Annotated in this window: 18 protein-coding genes; 11 read left to right on the forward strand and 7 right to left on the reverse strand. The window is 39.5% G+C overall.

All coding sequences use genetic code 11. The features are described 5' to 3' along the window. Positions 1 to 150: 150 nt before the first annotated feature. From MHH70_RS14725 to MHH70_RS14750, 6 genes are read right to left on the reverse strand one after another with little or no spacing between them, the layout of a single operon-like run. The gene (locus MHH70_RS14725) at positions 151 to 2,661 is read right to left on the reverse strand and encodes a DEAD/DEAH box helicase family protein (protein ID WP_342471832.1); all 2,511 of its coding nucleotides are present in this window, start codon (positions 2,659 to 2,661) and stop codon (positions 151 to 153) included. After that, positions 2,662 to 5,112, reverse strand: a complete 2,451-nt coding sequence (locus MHH70_RS14730; RefSeq protein WP_342471833.1) for a site-specific DNA-methyltransferase — start codon at positions 5,110 to 5,112, stop codon at positions 2,662 to 2,664. A 19-nt stretch (positions 5,113 to 5,131) separates the two neighbouring features. Then, positions 5,132 to 6,772, reverse strand: a complete 1,641-nt coding sequence (locus MHH70_RS14735) for a DUF2326 domain-containing protein (RefSeq protein WP_342471834.1) — start codon at positions 6,770 to 6,772, stop codon at positions 5,132 to 5,134. Further along, on the reverse strand, positions 6,750 to 6,989 hold the full coding sequence (locus MHH70_RS14740; protein WP_342471835.1) for an ABC-three component system middle component 7: 240 nt from the start codon (positions 6,987 to 6,989) through the stop codon (positions 6,750 to 6,752). Before MHH70_RS14740 ends, MHH70_RS14735 begins: the two co-directional genes overlap by 23 nt. After that, positions 6,973 to 8,211 (reverse strand): ABC-three component system protein, encoded by a 1,239-nt coding sequence (locus tag MHH70_RS14745; protein ID WP_342471836.1) that lies wholly within the window; start codon positions 8,209 to 8,211, stop codon positions 6,973 to 6,975. Before MHH70_RS14745 ends, MHH70_RS14740 begins: the two co-directional genes overlap by 17 nt. A 23-nt stretch (positions 8,212 to 8,234) precedes the next feature. Beyond that, positions 8,235 to 8,453, reverse strand: a complete 219-nt coding sequence (locus MHH70_RS14750; RefSeq protein ID WP_188497529.1) for a helix-turn-helix transcriptional regulator — start codon at positions 8,451 to 8,453, stop codon at positions 8,235 to 8,237. A 490-nt stretch (positions 8,454 to 8,943) separates the two neighbouring features. Between MHH70_RS14750 and MHH70_RS14755 the strand changes: the two genes are divergently transcribed. From MHH70_RS14755 to MHH70_RS14780, 6 genes are all read left to right on the forward strand, one after another. After that, positions 8,944 to 9,477, forward strand: a complete 534-nt coding sequence (locus MHH70_RS14755; RefSeq protein WP_342471837.1) for a sigma-70 family RNA polymerase sigma factor — start codon at positions 8,944 to 8,946, stop codon at positions 9,475 to 9,477. Positions 9,478 to 9,524: 47 nt separating this feature from the next. Beyond that, positions 9,525 to 9,743 (forward strand): hypothetical protein, encoded by a 219-nt coding sequence (locus MHH70_RS14760; RefSeq protein ID WP_063442190.1) that lies wholly within the window; start codon positions 9,525 to 9,527, stop codon positions 9,741 to 9,743. After that, positions 9,718 to 10,041 (forward strand): rRNA biogenesis protein rrp5, encoded by a 324-nt coding sequence (locus MHH70_RS14765; protein ID WP_342471838.1) that lies wholly within the window; start codon positions 9,718 to 9,720, stop codon positions 10,039 to 10,041. Before MHH70_RS14760 ends, MHH70_RS14765 begins: the two co-directional genes overlap by 26 nt. Continuing rightward, positions 10,034 to 11,170 (forward strand): DUF2800 domain-containing protein, encoded by a 1,137-nt coding sequence (locus MHH70_RS14770; protein WP_342471839.1) that lies wholly within the window; start codon positions 10,034 to 10,036, stop codon positions 11,168 to 11,170. Before MHH70_RS14765 ends, MHH70_RS14770 begins: the two co-directional genes overlap by 8 nt. Positions 11,171 to 11,174: 4 nt before the next feature. Then, the gene (locus MHH70_RS14775; RefSeq protein ID WP_342471840.1) at positions 11,175 to 11,723 is read left to right on the forward strand and encodes a DUF2815 family protein; all 549 of its coding nucleotides are present in this window, start codon (positions 11,175 to 11,177) and stop codon (positions 11,721 to 11,723) included. A 72-nt stretch (positions 11,724 to 11,795) separates the two neighbouring features. Beyond that, the gene (locus tag MHH70_RS14780; RefSeq protein ID WP_342471841.1) at positions 11,796 to 13,730 is read left to right on the forward strand and encodes a DNA polymerase; all 1,935 of its coding nucleotides are present in this window, start codon (positions 11,796 to 11,798) and stop codon (positions 13,728 to 13,730) included. Positions 13,731 to 14,014: 284 nt separating this feature from the next. Here MHH70_RS14780 and MHH70_RS14785 read toward each other — a convergent pair whose 3' ends face one another. Beyond that, positions 14,015 to 14,614 (reverse strand): TetR/AcrR family transcriptional regulator, encoded by a 600-nt coding sequence (locus MHH70_RS14785; RefSeq protein ID WP_015926218.1) that lies wholly within the window; start codon positions 14,612 to 14,614, stop codon positions 14,015 to 14,017. A gap of 103 nt (positions 14,615 to 14,717) precedes the next feature. Here MHH70_RS14785 and MHH70_RS14790 point away from each other — a divergent pair, with 103 nt between their 5' ends. The 5 genes from MHH70_RS14790 (at position 14,718) to MHH70_RS14810 (ending at position 18,331) form a co-directional block, all read left to right on the forward strand. Beyond that, complete coding sequence (locus MHH70_RS14790; protein WP_015926217.1) at positions 14,718 to 15,431, forward strand: GAP family protein; 714 nt, start codon at positions 14,718 to 14,720, stop codon at positions 15,429 to 15,431. A 25-nt stretch (positions 15,432 to 15,456) separates the two neighbouring features. Then, positions 15,457 to 15,675 (forward strand): hypothetical protein, encoded by a 219-nt coding sequence (locus MHH70_RS14795; RefSeq protein ID WP_000658732.1) that lies wholly within the window; start codon positions 15,457 to 15,459, stop codon positions 15,673 to 15,675. A gap of 384 nt (positions 15,676 to 16,059) precedes the next feature. Then, positions 16,060 to 16,812, forward strand: coding sequence for a phage antirepressor Ant (locus MHH70_RS14800; protein ID WP_000344037.1), 753 nt, complete (start codon positions 16,060 to 16,062; stop codon positions 16,810 to 16,812). Continuing rightward, positions 16,812 to 17,246: a DUF4406 domain-containing protein gene (locus tag MHH70_RS14805; RefSeq protein WP_342471842.1), complete on the forward strand. Its 435-nt coding sequence runs from the start codon at positions 16,812 to 16,814 to the stop codon at positions 17,244 to 17,246. Before MHH70_RS14800 ends, MHH70_RS14805 begins: the two co-directional genes overlap by 1 nt. Beyond that, positions 17,243 to 18,331 (forward strand): virulence-associated E family protein, encoded by a 1,089-nt coding sequence (locus MHH70_RS14810; protein WP_342471843.1) that lies wholly within the window; start codon positions 17,243 to 17,245, stop codon positions 18,329 to 18,331. The genes MHH70_RS14805 and MHH70_RS14810 overlap by 4 nt, the downstream gene beginning before the upstream one ends. The last annotated feature ends 30 nt before the right edge of the window (positions 18,332 to 18,361 follow it).

Raw genomic sequence — 18,361 nt, forward strand, 5'->3', positions numbered from 1 at the left:
TTCTCACGGCAACTTTGCCGATGACGCTAATGTCTGGAAACCCTTATTTTTGTTCATTGAGTAAACATATCAACTACCCTGAAAGCGATAGGGTCGAGTTGACAGATTAGATTTTTTGTTGAGGTTGAGGAGACAGTATAGATGTATTATTTAATCTTCTCGTACAGCATCTGTATCGAAAATTCTATCAAGTTCCTCGTTTGATGTTATGCCACGAACTTTATTCCTAATCGTTGTTTTTCCCATATCTAGTCGATAGAAATGTTCACGACCATCTACACCTTTTTTGAGACGGATAAGCTGAATCCTGCCAAATATATCCCAGTGCTTCTCTGCGAATTTTGCTAAACCCACTGCCTTAGGGTAATTATCTTTGCGGCTGGGATCGTGTGGTTCTAGAATATCAAAAACATAACCTTGTGCATCAGATCTTACAATCACTAAATCAGGGAACATAGAAGTGGTAACACCGCTCACTTCGTAAGGGATTTCAAGTGACCACTTTTTGCGGTCAAGATTACGTAACCAGCATACAGCACTATTGTTAAGCTCTTCTGTAACAACTCCGCTTTCCCATGGATTCAGTGATGTTTCAAATGTGCCATCCTCAGAACAATAAAGGTGTTGCTCAAATTTACTGCTATTATCTGGTGTAGAAAAATCGATTGAATCTGGTAATATCCATGGTACAGATATCGGTTGTACAGAAGCATTAGTTAATCTTTCATAGACATTTTTACGTGCCTCATTTAGTCGTGAGATGGCTCTCTTGTTATTTTCATATAATGTAATGAATTCCTCCTCCGCAAATGTGTTTATCCGCTCCATTGCATCGGTATCATTTGTAAGAACGATAATTTCCTTTTTTACATCGATATGATCACGGGTACTATGGCGTATCCAATATTCTTTGTGTAATCCTTCTCCCAGCAATCTACCAGCTTGTTCAAAATGTCGTGAAATATCGAATTCAGATACGGTCATAGTCTGAGTTGCCTCATCAAATGAATAGGCGTTGTCTCCATACTCAAATATCAGTGTGCCAAGAGCAAATCCAGAAATAGACGCTCCTCGGGTGTCAAAGTCTCCACTTTCTTTTATCCGTGAAATCTCCTCGTCCATTTTTGACAACACTGTGTTTTTGACAATTTTCTGGGCTTCCAAGTCAATACCGTCCATGGTTAATGCACGGGAAATCTGTATTAACAATTTAAGTGGCGCCTGCTTACGGGCTGAATCTATTCGATAGGTGATGAGATTATCATTCATCGCATCAAAAACATCAGAATATTCTAGGTTTCGTCCGAGTGTAACAAGCTCCTTATTACTTCCTGTTTCTGTCGGCATAATCGCTTCACTGTCACGTAGAGCATTAACAACGTTCTTTACTGTTTCTTCATCAAAATATGGAAGAAATAGGCTAACACTGTTGAGTTCAGCATCAGAAGAAATCCGTCTTGCCAAAGGTGTACGTATCATACGTCCTAGCAACTGAGCAATATAAGTATAGTCTTGGGCACTGCGGAATGACATCATCGTTTCAGCTCGCGGGCAGTCCCAACCTGTGGAAAGATTCATTTTGAAAAACACGATCAGCACATTTTCTTCTTCTTGAATTCGGGAGGCTTCGATTTGCTGAATTTCAACGTCACGTACTTTAAGAGTACCACGGTCATTAAAAGTATGTACCGCTTCTCCAGGCTGTAATTTGCGTCCTAGCGTTTCTTCTAGTAAATCGATGCAAGCTCCCAAATCAGTGTGGGTTGCTACACGATCATTCCCATCTTCAACTTGAATAACAAGTATAGGGTTTACCATATTCTCATCTTCACGTTCACAGTAAGTCTTCCAGTGAGTGCATTTTTTACGCCAATTATCTACTGCACCTTTAAACATAGTCATATCTGCACTTAGCTGAATATCTGGATAGTGAATGATGATTCTATCTTTCAGAAGACCAGATTCTCGAACTTGTTCAGGAGGAACGATAACTTTTTGAACTGTTGATGTCGTTCCAGCAATCAAGCTATCAAATCTTTGGGGTGTTGCGGTCACACCGATAATTAAAGGCATGACAATAAGCCCGTCATCTTTACTTCCTTTGATAAATTTTTGCATAATTGACTGAGCTTTGTTTTCTGCTTGAACGGATGTATAAGTTCCTCTATGTGCCTCATCAATCACTACATAAAATTGCTTAGGGTTACGCTTTGCAGTATTAGTAAGTGTTTCCCATATGGAATACTGTCTCTTATCAGACGTTCCAGTCAGTAGCTTATCAGAACCAAGTTTTTGTGTATTTAGAAAATAAACGCAGCCGCCTTCGAAGTACTCAGCACTAAAGTTTGAATCAATAGTCACTAGGTCTCGCACAGGGATTTTATCTGACTTACCTTCGATTTTCAGCCTTGTCTGCTCATTAAGTTCTGGGGAATCGGAAAGCCAAACAAACACCGAATCTGGTTCACCGATCTTATCTTCACTTCCATATAAAATTTCTTCAAAAAGTTTCGTCATGATAATAGTTTTTCCTGAACCTGTAGGTGCGGAAAAGGAAATTACTTGCGGATCGCGTACACTCCACATCACATGTGCTTTGGTAATCTTCTCGTGCAATTCGGCAAGAGCCGTTTCCTGGAATGGAAATAATGTATCTCTCATTTATGAATCCCTCCTACTCCCCAATACAAAGTTATCGATGTAATCACGATATAGTTGGTACGTGTTACTTACTTTTATTCCTGCAGTCATTTCACGGAAAGCTTCCTCAGAGTTAGTTACGAAATAGACCACTTTAATGCGATCTTCTCCCGAAAGGATTTCTGCAAAATCTGCATATTTAGTTTCGTCAACTAGAACAGCAAAACCATTTTGCGGGAGTATCAGCATCTCTTGTTCCTCATTAGAATTTACTTCTGGACGATTGCCAATTGCTCCAGTTTTGAGCCAAAGGAGCGTCAATATTTCACTAAATTGGCGACCAAGTGAAACGCCATTTTTATCCAAAAACCCTAATTTAAAGTACTCTACATTGGCAGAGAATCCTTCATTAATGGGGCGCTTCACTTGTGATGTAATACTAATTGGCCCAAGCAAGTCGGTAATTTGTGCTTTGATTCGCCTGAATACTGCAGCTTCCTTTACCACTATGTAAAAGTCAGTGATATGTTCTTGATCTTCTAGTGAATCTAACCACTCATCGACCGCATTTACGTCAAAAAGAATCGATGCTGAATGTTTATCCGAAACAATAAATTTGCTATCCGTTATTACCAGCGTTTGTGGTAGTTGTGATTTTCCTTCTTTATCGCGAAGTAAGGCAATAAGCTGTTTTTTTGCAGTGCTTGTTAGTCCTGATGGGTTTTCCATAAAGGCAAGCTGATAGAACGAGCGACTTTCTTCTTTTGTGGTGGTTTTATTGGTAAAGTATTCTCCGGTGAGTGGAGAGCCATCTGCACGTTTTCCTGTTATACTATATTTTGTCCTCGGCCAAGTTACCGCACGGCAAATCCCATGTTTTTCCCATTCAGGATCGCCAGGCTGATAACCGTTTCTCCGTAAGTCTCGTGCCTCGTCAACTGAAACTTCATTGTTGGTGACCAGAATGCATCTTCTGTGACCACCATCCTCAGCGTTCAACAGATTAACGGCGTGAAGAGTTGTACCACTTCCAGCAAAAAAATCAATAATAAGTGCATTTTTATTATTTCGAACCACCGCATTGAGTGCATCCTTAGTAGAGTAAAGTGACTTAGGGAAGGAAAAGGCTCTTGACTGACCAACAATACTTGAAACTAAGTCAGAACCATAAGCGCCTGCGTCATGATAGGAGCGATGCCATACTGTTTTGATTACACGAGTATCGTCCCTAGCATATTCAATATTCACAACATTAGTAATTGGGTCTCGACCAACAATGCGAATACCACCACGTTCAATTTGTTGCTGATTAGGTTGGCTTATGTAGGAAATTCCCCAAGTTTTACGTTGCGAATCGTATTTACCACAAGCTACATATCCCTTTGAAATTAGATTATTTAACGTATCACTACCAACACTCCATCTTCCAAATGAACCATCTTTTCTAATAGGCCATGCAACTTCAAATCCTTCAATTTTTTCTCCTAGAACTGGTGATTCTGATAATGGTAGGTAATTACCTGCTTTTACAACAGCTTGTCGTTCGCTATCAATCAGCACAGGGTAAAACATACTTTCACGATCACTTCTATTTGCATCTGTTCCTGAACGAAGTAAACCTTTCCAGCGTGGTTTTCTGTTGGGAATAGGTGGGTTTAGCAGATTATCATCGCTATCAGCAACAAACGCGTTAGGAGCAAAACAATATACAATATATTCCTCCACCCTCGAAAAACGACCTTGCGTTACTCCCTTTGGGTTTATTACTGCAGTCACCATTTGTACATAGAAATTCGGAAATAACTCTTCTAATAGCACTCTCAGGTGATGCACTTCATGTTCATCTATAGTGATTATTAATACACCTGTATCGGGATTTAGAATTCGCTTCGCTAGCCGTAGTCGTTTTTGCATCATGGAAAGCCATTTGCTATGCCGCCAGTTGTCAGATGAATCCACATAATCGTTGTTGTATTTCCAATCTTTTGCTCCCGTATTGTATGGAGGGTCAATGTATATGCAATCTACCTGCTTTGGATATAGGTATTCCAGTAACTGGAGAGCGTGGTAGTTGTCCGCTTCGATGAGAGTATGCCACAAATTACTATCAGGAGCATTTTCTACAGAGGCGATAGGCTGGAGCATAGGAAATATAGGCTCACCAAACTGCGCAACCGAGACTAGCTCTGCAAATGGGATATTCGTTATATCGCCTGTTGATTTGTTATGACAAATGGCAGAATCACCATCTATCTTCAATACCGTATATACATCATTAATACGGCCGGTTTTTAATGAGACTGTCGAACCACGTTTAATAGGAACATCATAAAGAGGAGTAGATTCTGGGATATGCTCCTCAAATACAAGTCCAAATTTTTTATTTTTTGAAATGCGGGCAAATTCCTGTTCCAAGCGACTACGCAAGGAAGTGTCTGGAATTTGACGCAGTAAATCATCAATTGCAGCCATTTCTTTTGATCCTCCTATGTTAATAGTCATTCGATTCGTATTTACTCCACGAACGACCAAATAATTCATTTCCGTCAGATAAGCGTAAGATTGCTGTCGATTCTAAGATTTTATGAGCCTTTGTAGTTGTAGAGTCAGCTTTATCAAATGCAATAAAAACCTGACGTTTACTAGTCTGATAACGCTCCAATATGCGTTCCAGATGAACATCCTCGATACGCTTTAAAATATTTGAATCATGGATAAGTGCAGGGATAGGCCGTAATTCAAGTATGCTTAAATCGTACACAACAAGGCTTTTGTATGCTGTTCCCTCACTTGTATTGCTAGGTGTTTCAAAGATGATTCCCTTTTGGGGAGTGATATACAAAAGAGGAGCGGTCTCCTGTCTCTCAGTTACTACGCCATTTATTATTTCCATGCGCAGATTTATGTCATCTTGTATTTCCTCCAACTTTTCTGTTTGTTGCAACAACAGTTGTTCAAGTATTTGTTCCGATTCAGCTCGTGTTTCTTGAAGTTCCTTTTGATGAATTAACTCAGCTGTTTCTTCTTCAAGCTTATCGATACTTTTAGACACATTAACACACTGGGATAGTACCCTCTCAGACATCTCTTTCGCAAGACCAGATTCTTTGATTTTTAGATTAAGGCGCGCAATCTCTTTGTCATATTCACCGATTAGTGGTTGCAGTCGCTCGATTTCCTCATCCATTTCTTCGCTAAGAATTTCCCTAATTTTCTTATGAAAATATTCAATCTCTTCAAAAGCTTTTATATTAGTGTTTGGGAAAAAATGTACCAAGGAATCAAATTCACTTGCGGTGTCTACTTTGTTATCAGCAATATTGCTCTTTATAGCATTAAGCTGTGATTGGAGTCGATTACGCTTGCGAACAAAGCTATTCAACTCTTTTTGAATTGCTGATATTCTCTCAAACGTCTGAGTGTCGAATCCAAACAAGGCTAATTGAGCTTCTTCACTATTTTTCATTAGCTTTTGAAGTCTATTCCTTAACGACTCTATTGTTTTTTGGTTACTCTCGATTTTCTCTATGTCAACCTTTTGGCGCTGGCGAGATTTAAGTTGTGAAGACTTAATTCCGAGTTCTTCCTCCATACTTCTTATGGAAGCAAGAATTCTATAGTGCCCGAATAGCTTTAATAGAAAATCTACAGCCTTTTCATCCTGTTCACGAGGTCTTACAAGTAACGGATACTTTTCAAGTGTATTTTCACGGCCATAGATACGGAAAAAACGCTCGGTTATTTCTGAAAATGTAAGGGAAGGAATCCCAATTTTATATTCCTGAAACAGAAATTTCCGAAAATCTTCTAGCGATAATTTTGTAATGAAATGGCCCTCTTCATCACTCCGATATACATTTTTAGGATCATCCGTACTTCTATAGAAATAGTATGGCTGTTCATTAAACTCGAAAGTGAAATAGATGATATGCGAACCTATTTCCTTTTTTATATCATCAGTTAGGGAGTAGTAGCTTTCACCGCCGAATACATAATCTATAATCCATAGAAAGGTTGATTTTCCGATTGCATTGCTACCACCTGCGCTACCTAAAACTGTATTTAGGCCTGAATTAAACCGGATAACTCGATGATCCGGAGAAAATTTATCACATTGAATTTCCTTTAACATAGCGAAGCATCCTCCCTTCTTCAATTAATTCAATTTTACCTAATGCAAACAAGCAGTTTAAAGCACTTAGGAAATCAGCCAAGTCCTTTTTACCAAAGGTTGTTATTTCAAACAATTCTTTAGGGGACATGTCCTGTTGTGCCAATGCCTCTAAGATATCTGGGAAAAGAGCAATAACGCTATTAGTATAGGGAATTACTTTATTTGGTAATCTCATCGAACACCTCACACCTTTGTACGAAGTAGGAGATAATAATCCCACAAGCTTCTCTGTATTTGCGGCCTGTCTTTTCAAACAATGTTTCAACAAGCAGATAGTAAATGGTGCTTTGCGGTATATCAGATTCATTTGCATCTTCGTACATCCGTCTAACGCTTTTTGCAAATTTATCAACGTTCAATTTGTTTTCACCTGCTAGACGATATAATGAATCGTTTACCCCCTCATATAACTGCCGAACATCAAAAAGCACCCGATCCTTCAACCGTTTTTCGGTGATTTTATTCTCAACCTTAACAGGCTCGATTTTTAGCTGGGTATCATCGGTAACATCCATTAAATCGACTTCCCGAAGTACTTGTTCAATTTGTTTTTCCAGTGTATATCGTGAAGTAGCATCCCTTGCTATCATAAGGTTTTCCAAGTCACGCTTGTCCGAAAGCAAAGCCAATTTCTCTTCTTCGGATGCACTCTGGATTTCACGTTCACACTCAACACACAGAAGCACTTCATCAGTTTCTGAAAGGCGAACGACCTTAGCGTAGTTAATGTCGTTGCCTTCTTTTTTTATACCTAAAACTCTTCCGCACTTTTGGCATTTGCCCCCTGTTTCTGCAAGCAATACGAGAGAGTGGGCATCAATCGCAATTTCGTAAGCAGTCTCAGGATTCAAATTACTATATGTATTAATAAGGCTTATGTCTAATCTTTTATCTTCAAAGGACTGTATGTATTCATTTGTTATCTTGCGAACACTACTTTCACAATTTCGATTTTCGACGTTTAGCACTGTATAAAGTAGGATGCCTGCAAGCAAGTCCTCTAATACAAAGGCATTACGTTTTATGATATCTTCCTTTGTCATGCTGTTTACTAATTCAACAACTGTATCAGGCTTGATAGAGTCATCAGATGCAATAATGTCCTTCAAGGCTAAAACGATTAGGTTCCTCTTATTACTATCCAGCATCTGGAGAATGTTTTGCTTAAAGTAATCTGAGATAGCATGAGGGTCTGCACTAGGAGCGGTATCGGTTACTACAGGCGATAAATTTTTCTTACCTAACATTAAATCTGAAACGGTACCATCTTCACCGGTAATATCATAGGTAGGCGCAATAGAAAGCAGCACGGTACCACACAATCGTTTTTGTGAAATTCTTTTAGCCTTGCATCTCTTTAAAATTGTTGCAAAAGTACCAAAGCATAACTTTTTCATACATTGCGCCTCCTTCAATAGTTTTATTTCTTCGGAGTATCATCATCGATGTAGTCAACAATATCGCCTATGTTAACTTCAAGAGCCTTACATATTCTTCCTAACACATCCATGCTTACCGGTAAATCTTTACCCATTTTTGCTAACGTTGTTGAAGTTAAATTTGTTTTTTCCATCAAATCCTTTTTCAACATCTTTTTATCAATTAAAAGTTTCCATAGTTTATTATAACTAAATGCCATTTTTAACGCCCTCCAAGCACTATTGGATGGTTTTTATTAATGCGTATTTACTATTATAGCAATTTACTAAGCGTGTTTCAATCAATAATCTAAAAATACTAAGTATTTCTTTACGAATGCTTAGTTTTTTTGTCGTGGTGAAAATGAAAAAGATTTGCGGAGTATCAGCGGAGTATCAGCAGAGTGTCAGCTGAGGATTTCAGATGCCCAAATTAATAAAATTTAAATAGATGGTAAGACAAGCTTACTTTTAGCAAAAAAGAAAAACTCGTTCGCTTACCAGCTATAAAAAATATCAAATGCCTGATTTGCAATAAGGGCAAAGGATACATATTGCTACGTTTCAGTCCGTTTAGGATTGTTATGCGTTGCAATAGAAGTACCTTACCTTGTTGCGCTCATTTTCAGTACAAAGGGTCTGTGTACTTCGAGGCACAGACCTATTTTTGTATCCTTTGCCGCCAATGCAGTCCGGCGGAAAGGATGCAAAATGAAAATTAGAATTATGTACGACAACAAACCTACCTATTTGGAGGTACCAGACGAGGACTTTACCTTAATGATTGATGCAGATTACGAGGACAGGCTATCCTGTGCCGAGGATAAGGAAACGGTAACTCGCCGTTCGCCACAGGAGATTATGGACGAGCGTTTTAACAAGCCTGACTACAATAACTGGCACAAGTTTGATAGAAACAGAGGGATGCCAAAGAAGCCATTCCGTAAAGATGACCAAGCTGTAGATGAAACGGATCATATGGACTATTTCTCTGATAACACACATGAAGAGACTCGTGAGAAAAAAGAAGAGTATGAGTATTGCTGTGAGATTATTCGTTCTATTCTTAAGCCGAAACATTCAGAACCTTTTATTGCTGTATATCTTGATGGCATGACAATGACCGACTATGCAAAAAGTGTGGGTGTAAGTAAAAGTGCTATTTCACATCGCTTGGCTACCGCTAAGAAGAATTTAAAAAAAGTTTTTCCAGAATCCTCAACTTTCCCCTCTTGCCACGGCTAATAGATAGAGGGCAACACATAAACGCTCTCAAGAAAGAGGTGAAGAACATGAAACACAACTTGAAAATCAGTGTTTCAAAAACTCCACAATCTGGCGGAATTGTAACTTGCCGTAATGTCACTATAAGGGAGCGTTTCCTTCGTTTCTTACTTGGTGATAAGCAGAAACTTACTATTCTTGTTCCGGGTGACACCGTACAGGAACTCGCCATTAGTGAGATTAAGGAGGGAGGATCAAACCATGAGCAAAATCAAACTACTTCTTGATGTGGTTTCCGATATGCGCTCTTTGGCAGACAGTATACAAGCGGTTGCTGATGCAATGGCAGGCAATGAACCTGTCGAAGATAAAGAACCAACTACAACTGTAAAAGAGCCTAAGCCAAAGAAAAAGGAGATTACTCTGGAAGAAGTCAGAGCAAAACTCGCTGAGAAGAGTCAAGTCGGTCTTACTGCCCAAGTGAGAGAAATCATCCAAAAATACGGTGGCTCTAAATTAAGTGAAGTTGACCCGAAACATTATGCAGATATGTTGAAAGATGCGGAGGTACTAGGTAATGAGTGATCACGCAGTACTTTCCGCATCGGGGTCCCATAGGTGGCTGAATTGCCTTCCATCTGCAAGATTGGAACTAGAATTTGAAAATAACGAATCCAATGCAGCTGCTGAAGGCACCGCCGCCCATGCTCTTTGTGAACATAAACTTAAAAAAGCACTTCACATGAGGAGTAAGCGCCCTGTCTCGGCTTATAACACCGATGAGATGGAAGAACACAGCGATGCCTATGTGGAATTTGTAGTGGAGCAGTTTGAACTGGCAAAACAAAGCTGTACAGACCCGTTAATACTTATTGAGCAACGGCTAGATTTTTCCCGCTATGTACCACAGGGGTTCGGAACTGGTGACTGCATCATCATTGGCGATAAAAAGCTTCATATTATCGATTTTAAGTACGGCATGGGTGTATTGGTAGATGCAGTGGAAAACCCGCAGATGAAATTATATGCCCTTGGTGCTTTGGAAATCTACGATAGCTTGTATGACATCGAGGAGATTTCCATGACCATCTTCCAGCCACGCAGGGAAAATGTCAGCACATGGACAATCCCAGTAAAGGAATTAAAAGACTGGGCAGAAAACGAACTGAGACCAAAGGCCAAAAAAGCTTATGAAGGTGAAGGTGATTACCTTCCAGGTGAATGGTGTACATTCTGCCGAGCGGCTGTTAAATGCCGTGCAAGAGCAGAAGAAAAGCTGAAATTAGCGCAGATGGAATTTAAACTGCCACCGCTGCTTACAGATTCTGAAATTGAGGAAGTTCTCTCTAAATTGTCCGACCTTACAAAGTGGGCCAATGAAATCATTGCTTATGCCACGGATGCTGCCGTTAATCACGGGAAAGAGTGGCATGGTTTTAAGGTAGTCGAGGGCAGGTCTGTCCGCAAATATAAGGACGAAGAAGCTGTAACTGAAGCAGCGAAAGCAAGCGGATATAAGGATATCTATCGTCAGAGTCTCATTACCCTAACGGAAATGCAGAAGCTGATGGGCAAAAAGAAATTTGAGCAAATTCTCGGTGGTCTCATACATAAACCACCAGGCAAGCCAACGCTGGTTCTAAATTCGGATAAGCGGCCAGCTATGAAACTATCAAACGTAAAAAACGAATTTAACGAGATAACGGAGGAATAGGAATATGAATAATCAAAACAGAACGAAGGTTGTTACAAGCGTCAACACACGTCTTAGTTACTTTCACGGCTGGGAGCCGGTATCCATCAATGGCGGAGCGGAAAAGTACAGCGTATCCGTATTGATTCCCAAAACAGATAAGGAAACCATCAATGCTATCAATGCAGCAGTAGATGCAGCCATTGAAGAGGGCCTTGTAAAGTTTGGTGGTAAAAAGCCTAATAAGGCTACTATCAAACTGCCACTTCGAGACGGTGACGTAGAACGTGATGACGAGGCTTATAAAGGGCATTATTTTGTAAATGCCAACAGCAAGACCCCACCCCAAATAGTAGATAAAGCAGTCAGACCTATCCTGGATCGCAACGAGGTTTACAGTGGTTGTTATGCAAGAGTATCCCTGAATTTCTATGCTTTTAACTCTAATGGCAATAAGGGTGTAGCGTGTGGTCTTGGCAACATCCAGAAGATAAGAGATGGAGAGCCTTTAGGCGGAAGAACCAATGCGGCCGATGACTTCACAACGATTGAAGATGATGATTTTCTAGCATAAAAAATAAATACAAACGAGGTGGTGGAGGTTGTTCTTCTGCCACCTCGTTTGCATTGGAAAGGACGGTTATACATGAATTCTATTTCTATTGATATTGAAACGTTTAGTAGTGCCAATCTTCAAAAGTCTGGGGTTTACCGTTATGCCGAAAGTGATGATTTTGAAATTCTACTATTTGGCTATTCGGTGGACGGTGGCGAAGTACAAGTTGTTGACCTTGCCAGTGGGGAGGAAATCCCAGATGAAATTATAAACGCACTTATGGATGATTCCGTTACCAAGTGGGCTTTCAATGCAATGTTTGAGCGTGTGTGTCTATCAAAGTGGCTTAACCTTATTGAATATCTTGACCCCTTATCCTGGAAATGCTCCATGATATGGACGGCATATATGGGACTTCCGCTTTCGCTAGAGGGGGTCGGTGCAGTTTTAGGTTTAGAAAAGCAAAAATTGACTGAAGGTAAAGACCTTATTAAATATTTCTGTACTCCCTGCTCCCCTACTAAATCAAATGGCGGTCGAGTTCGTAATCTGCCGGAACATGACGTGGAAAAATGGGAGCGGTTTAAAGCATATAACCTTCGTGATGTGGAAACTGAGATGTCAATACAGCAGAGATTATCCAAGTTTCCGATGCCTGGGACCATTTGGGAGGAATATCATATCGACCAGGAAATCAATGATCGCGGCATTGCCATTGACATGACTTTCGTAAAACAGGCTGTCGAGATGGATGAGCATTCCCGTGAAAAGCTGATGGCTTTAATGCAGGATATAACCAATTTAGAGAATCCAAACTCTGTGCAACAAATGAAAGATTGGCTTGCCGACAATGGGCTAGAAACAGAGTCCCTAGGTAAAAAAGCTGTTGCTGAGATGTTAAAAACAGCACCTGAACCACTAGGCACTGTTTTAGAACTTCGTCAGCAACTTGCGAAATCATCGTTGAAAAAATACACAGCAATGGAGAACGCAGTATGTAGTGACGGTCGTGCAAGAGGAATGTTTCAGTTTTACGGAGCCAACAGAACAGGAAGATTCTCTGGCAGGCTGATTCAACTGCAAAATCTCCCACAAAACCATATGCCCGATTTGGAACAGACTCGTGCTTTAGTTCGAAGCGGAAACTTTGATGCTCTTACTTTACTCTATGATTCTATCCCAGAGGCACTATCAGAGCTTATTCGTACTGCTTTTATACCTCGAGAGGGCATGAAGTTCATCGTTGCAGATTTTTCAGCGATTGAGGCTCGCGTCATTGCCTGGCTTGCAGGCGAAAAATGGAGAATAGAAGTATTCCAAAATGGTGGTGACATCTACTGTGCCAGTGCTTCTCAAATGTTTAGTGTACCTGTTGAAAAGCATGGTTTGAATGGCCATCTTCGTCAGAAAGGAAAAATCGCTGAACTTGCCCTCGGTTACGGCGGATCTGTTGGAGCATTAAAATCAATGGGTGCTTTGGAGATGGGAATTGAAGAAGAGGAACTACAACCGCTTGTAACGGCTTGGAGACAGTCCAATCCCAATATCACAAAACTCTGGTGGGATGTTGACCGGGCAGTAAAAACTTGTGTTAAGCAAAAAACTCCCACAGAGACACACGGCATTAAATTTATCTATCAAAGCGGGATGCTCTTCATTGTCCTCCCTTCTGGCAGACGGCTTGCCTATGTGAAACCTCGTATGGGAGAGAATATGTTTGGCGGTGAGTCGGTTACTTATGAAGGGGTCGGTGGGACGAAAAAATGGGATAGAATCGAAAGCTATGGACCAAAATTTGTAGAGAATATTGTTCAGGCAATCAGTCGTGACATCTTGTGTCATGCCATGCAGACATTAAAGAATTGTTCCATTGTGGCTCATGTACACGATGAAATTATCATCGAGGCAGATATGGGGACGTCACTTTCCGCTATCTGTGAACAGATGGCTAAGATACCAACATGGGCAAATGGCCTGTTGCTTAGTGCTGATGGTTATGAGTGTCAGTTTTATCAAAAAGATTAAATTAATTGGTAATCGGATAATCGTGTGGGAGGAGGTTAAAAGACCTTCAATTTTTAAATAATGAAAACAGGATAGCACTTATTTTATGACCGGTACGTGCTATCTTGTTTGTTTAATAAACGCTCCATTTTTGTGGAATAAAGGGTTAAAATTCGAATCTTGAAGAAATATAGTGAAAGAACCGATTTTGACTCCTCTCTCTATAAAGTTAATAATAAATCAAGGGGTAAGACTAAATCTATTAAAAACAAATGGGACAATAATTGATACATCGACCGATTAGCTTAATTGATTTTATTGCAGAGTGTCTCTAAATGATAACGAATAACTTCCTTCACCTTTTCTGGAGAGTATACATCAGGTCTTAATAAAGCATGAATCGACAATCCCTCTATTAATGCCGTTAACCTACTCTTTTCTAATTCTGCATTCATTGAATCTGATAATACGCCTTTTAGAGCTAAGATTTCAATCATTGAATTTGCTAATTCATATGTACCGTCCGTCATTTCATCTTTTTTGTCCTTTATTGTATCACTTGTAAGTGAACGTAATGCAAGAATCCACCAAACACTCGTTTCAATTTTCTTTTCTTCATCTATTGGTACTAGCTCTAATAAAACTTCTTCTACTGCCTGCACTGGGTTTTCTGACCATTCTTTATTTTGAGAACGTTTTTTCCCTTCTTCTAAGTAGTAATTCATAATAAATAATAACATTTCATCTTGAGTTGAAAAATAATGTCTTAACGCACCAGAAGACATCCCTGCCTCAGCTGCAACTCTTCGTATAGACGCTTTCTCAACCCCTTCTTTCCTAATAATATTCCATGCAGCCTCAGCAATTTGTTTGCGCTTTTCATCATGATCAACAATTTTTGGCATTATAAAAATCACTTCCTTTATTTAGCACAGTGTGTTATTATCTTTTTATAGCACGGTGTGTTAAATAGATAATACCACAACATTTAAAGGAGGACTAGTTTGTTTGATCGAAACTATTGAAGCATTGATGCCTTCTTCATCATTAGACATTTCTTCAGCATTAATGATTATTTCTTTGTGTGCTTTAATTGATATTTTAAGTCCCGGTGTACTGACTGTAACAGCCTATTTATTACTGACACAACCGAATCAGTTATCTTCTCGTTTATTTGTGTTTTTATTCATCACGCAGTTAGGCTATTTCATCACGGGTTTATTACTCTACTTTGGTGGAAATTCATTATTGAAGAGAATAGAACAATTGTCTCAGTTTGACTTTATCAATTGGTTTTATATCCTACTTGGAGCAGTTCTTGTTCTAATAAGCTTCAGTAAACCAAAAGAGACTACAAAAAAACGTTTAATTTCATTTATCCCCAAAAATACAACAATTAAAGGGATGATTATACTAGGAATCATTGTTTTCCTAATTGAATTTGTAACGGCATTGCCTTACTTTTATTCAATCTTTTTAATGAATCATCAAACAATTGAGACTACACCTGCTATCTTAATAATAATTGGATACAATCTAGTAATGGTGCTTCCTTCTCTATTACTGTTAGGGGTTAATATTATATTTAAAGAAAGATTGCAACAATTTCTTATTAAAATCAGGTCAAAATTAAATGAAGCTCCAATCTCTTCGCTCTTGGTAGCGACAGGAGTCATAGGTGCAGTTTTTTTTAATATCGGTCTTAGAGGCATTTTAAATTAGAAAAAATATTAAAGAGGTGTTCATCATGAAAGAAATTATCAGTGGTCTCAGTCTACTTTTTATTATTCAGGGAATAGGCGGATTAATCAATCATTTGACTAATGGGGGAAAAAGTTGGTTTTTAGTAAATTATATTGATGCGTTTCAAGGGTTTGAAATCGTTTTGGACATTGTATTTATTGCAGTTGGTGGAATCATAGCTTTAGCCACTCGTAAAATAACATCAAGTAAAAGCAATAAGTGAATGATGTAAAATAAAAAATACAGAGTGAGAATTTCTCGCTCTGTATTTTTTATTTTAATTGATTCTCCTCGAGGCTCTACCAACCTTACTCATCCAGGTCATAGATAAAATATGATACCAAAATGATTGTTTTCCTCTTCTCTTATTAGCTCCAAATCCTATAGGCCTATTACAGTTTACGTTACCATTTTTTGTTCATCAATCTAGTCCGTTTGTAAAAGTAGAAAATTACTGAATCAGCTTTTAAATCTATTTTACATACACAAATTTCGAACAAAAATCCGGATGTATAATTTATTTTTTCAAAATCCTCAACAATCATTACCTCCTGTGGCTATTAGGTAGAGGAACTTTCCTCTGACTAGATTGCAGGAGGTAATTCGTATGGACGAATTAGTAAAAATCAATTATGAAAATCAACGACCAACCGTACTCGGTCGTGATTTACATGAAGCCTTGGAAGTAAAGACCGCTTATAAAGATTGGTTTCCAAGAATGTGTGAGTACGGATTTGAGGAAGGATCAGACTTTAGCTCATTTTTGAGCGAAAGTACTGGAGGCAGACCAAGCATTGACCATCAGTTAACAATTGACATGGCAAAAGAGCTATGCATGATACAGCGTACTCCAAAAGGGAAAGAGTGTCGCCAATACTTTCTTGAAATAGAAAGAAGATGGAATTCCCCAGAAGCAATCATGGCAAGGGCACTTCAGATTGCCAATCAACAGCTAACTCAAGTAAGGAAACAAAATAAAGTGCTTGAAGGTACGATTGCCGTTCAGAATCAGCAAATTGCAGAAATGAAACCGAAAGTCTCCTATTACGATGTAGTTTTAAATTGCAAAGACCTCATTTCCACCTCAGCAATTGCCAAAGATTACGGCAAGTCAGCTATTTGGATGAATCGCTATCTTAATAAAAAGGGTGTCCAGTTTAAACAAGGCGGCATCTGGCTTTTATATCAGAAGTATGCGGAAAAAGGCTACACCAGCACCAAGACACATAGCTATCTTGGCAGTAACGGCCAGCAACATACAAAGGTCCATACATACTGGACTCAAAAAGGTAGACTCTTCATTTACGAACTGATGAAGGCGGATGGTATTTTGCCGCAGATAGAAATGGAGGGTGTGTAATGGGAATCAACAAATTCAATCACGAAGGATACCATGACCCAACTCCCCATGAAGCACTGACCAACATAATGAAAAAGGAAAAGGCAGAGAAAAAATCTGCCTTTAAGCCATTTGTATATATCTGTTCTCCCTATTCCGGTGATGTAGAAGGAAACATTAAAAAGGCTCGCAGTTTTTGCAGGTTTGCCTTAGACCAAAACTGTATTCCGATTGCTCCCCATCTTATGTTTCCACAGTTTATGGATGATGAAAACCCAGAGGAACGAGAGCTTGCCATATTTATGGACATCGTGCTTATGGGCAAATGCTCCGAGGTGTGGGTGCTGGGCAATACCATCTCAAGCGGTATGGCGAGGGAAATTGAAGTAGCCAAGAAACGCAAACAAATGGTCAGGTATTTTAGTCCGGAGCATGAGGAGGTTGATAGCTTATGAAAATTGCAGTAGGCAATAGCCGAATGGATAGAAAATGGAAAAAAAGATATATCCTGGAGGATTTTTGTTCCCGTGTAAAGACAACTCAACGTACTACAGAAACGGTAGAAGAATATCGGAAACTTAAAAAAGGTCAACAAGATGATATCAAAGACGTGGGCGGCTTTGTCGGGGGACATTTAAAAGAAGGAAGGCGAAAGAAGGGCAATGTTCTGTGTCGTTCTTTGCTTACCCTTGATATGGATTACGGTAGACCGGATATCTGGGAACAAATCAGTATGCTTTTCGATTTCAAATGTTGTCTTTACTCCACCCATAAGCACACACCGGAAAATCCGAGACTCAGACTTATCGTTCCTCTTGTTCGTGAGATCAGTGAAGAAGAATATGCAGCTGTTGGACATATGGTGGCAAAAGAGATTGGTATTGACCTTTTCGATGATACGACATATGAAGCCCATCGCCTTATGTATTGGCCATCCACTTCCTCTAATGGTGAATTTGTCTATGAAGAACAGGATGGAGCATTACTTGACCCGGATGTTTATCTTTCAAAATATGAAAACTGGCACGATACATCAACTTGGCCAGTATCAATCAGGCAGTCTGAGGTTATTAATCGCAGTCTTAAAGAACAAGCAGATCCGCTTTTAAAAGAAGGTGTGGTAGGAACTTTCTGTCGTGTTTACTCCGTTCATGAAGCAATTGAGAAATTCTTAGGTTCCGTTTATACACCATCTGCTATGGAAGGGCGCTATGACTATATTCCAGCTGACAGTAGTGCGGGTGTAATTATCTATGATGATAAATTTGCATACAGCCACCATGCCACCGATCCAGCAAGCGGCCTGCTCCTTAATGCCTTTGACCTTGTTCGTATTCATAAATTCGGCTCTTTAGATGATAGAGCTTCCACGACTACGGCTCCTGGTAGGATGCCGTCTTTTGTGGCAATGTGCGAGTTTGCTATAAAAGATGAAGCGGTAAAAGCTGAGTTTGCAAAGGAAAGACAGGCTCAGGCTGAAGATGAGTTTAGTGATGAGGATTGGCAGACAGGTTTGGAACTAGATAAGCAAGGTCGGTAAAAAGAGAGTATACAGCAGTAAGTATGCTTT

This window comes from Metasolibacillus sp. FSL H7-0170, assembly GCF_038593115.1.
Taxonomy (GTDB): domain Bacteria; phylum Bacillota; class Bacilli; order Bacillales_A; family Planococcaceae; genus Metasolibacillus; species Metasolibacillus fluoroglycofenilyticus.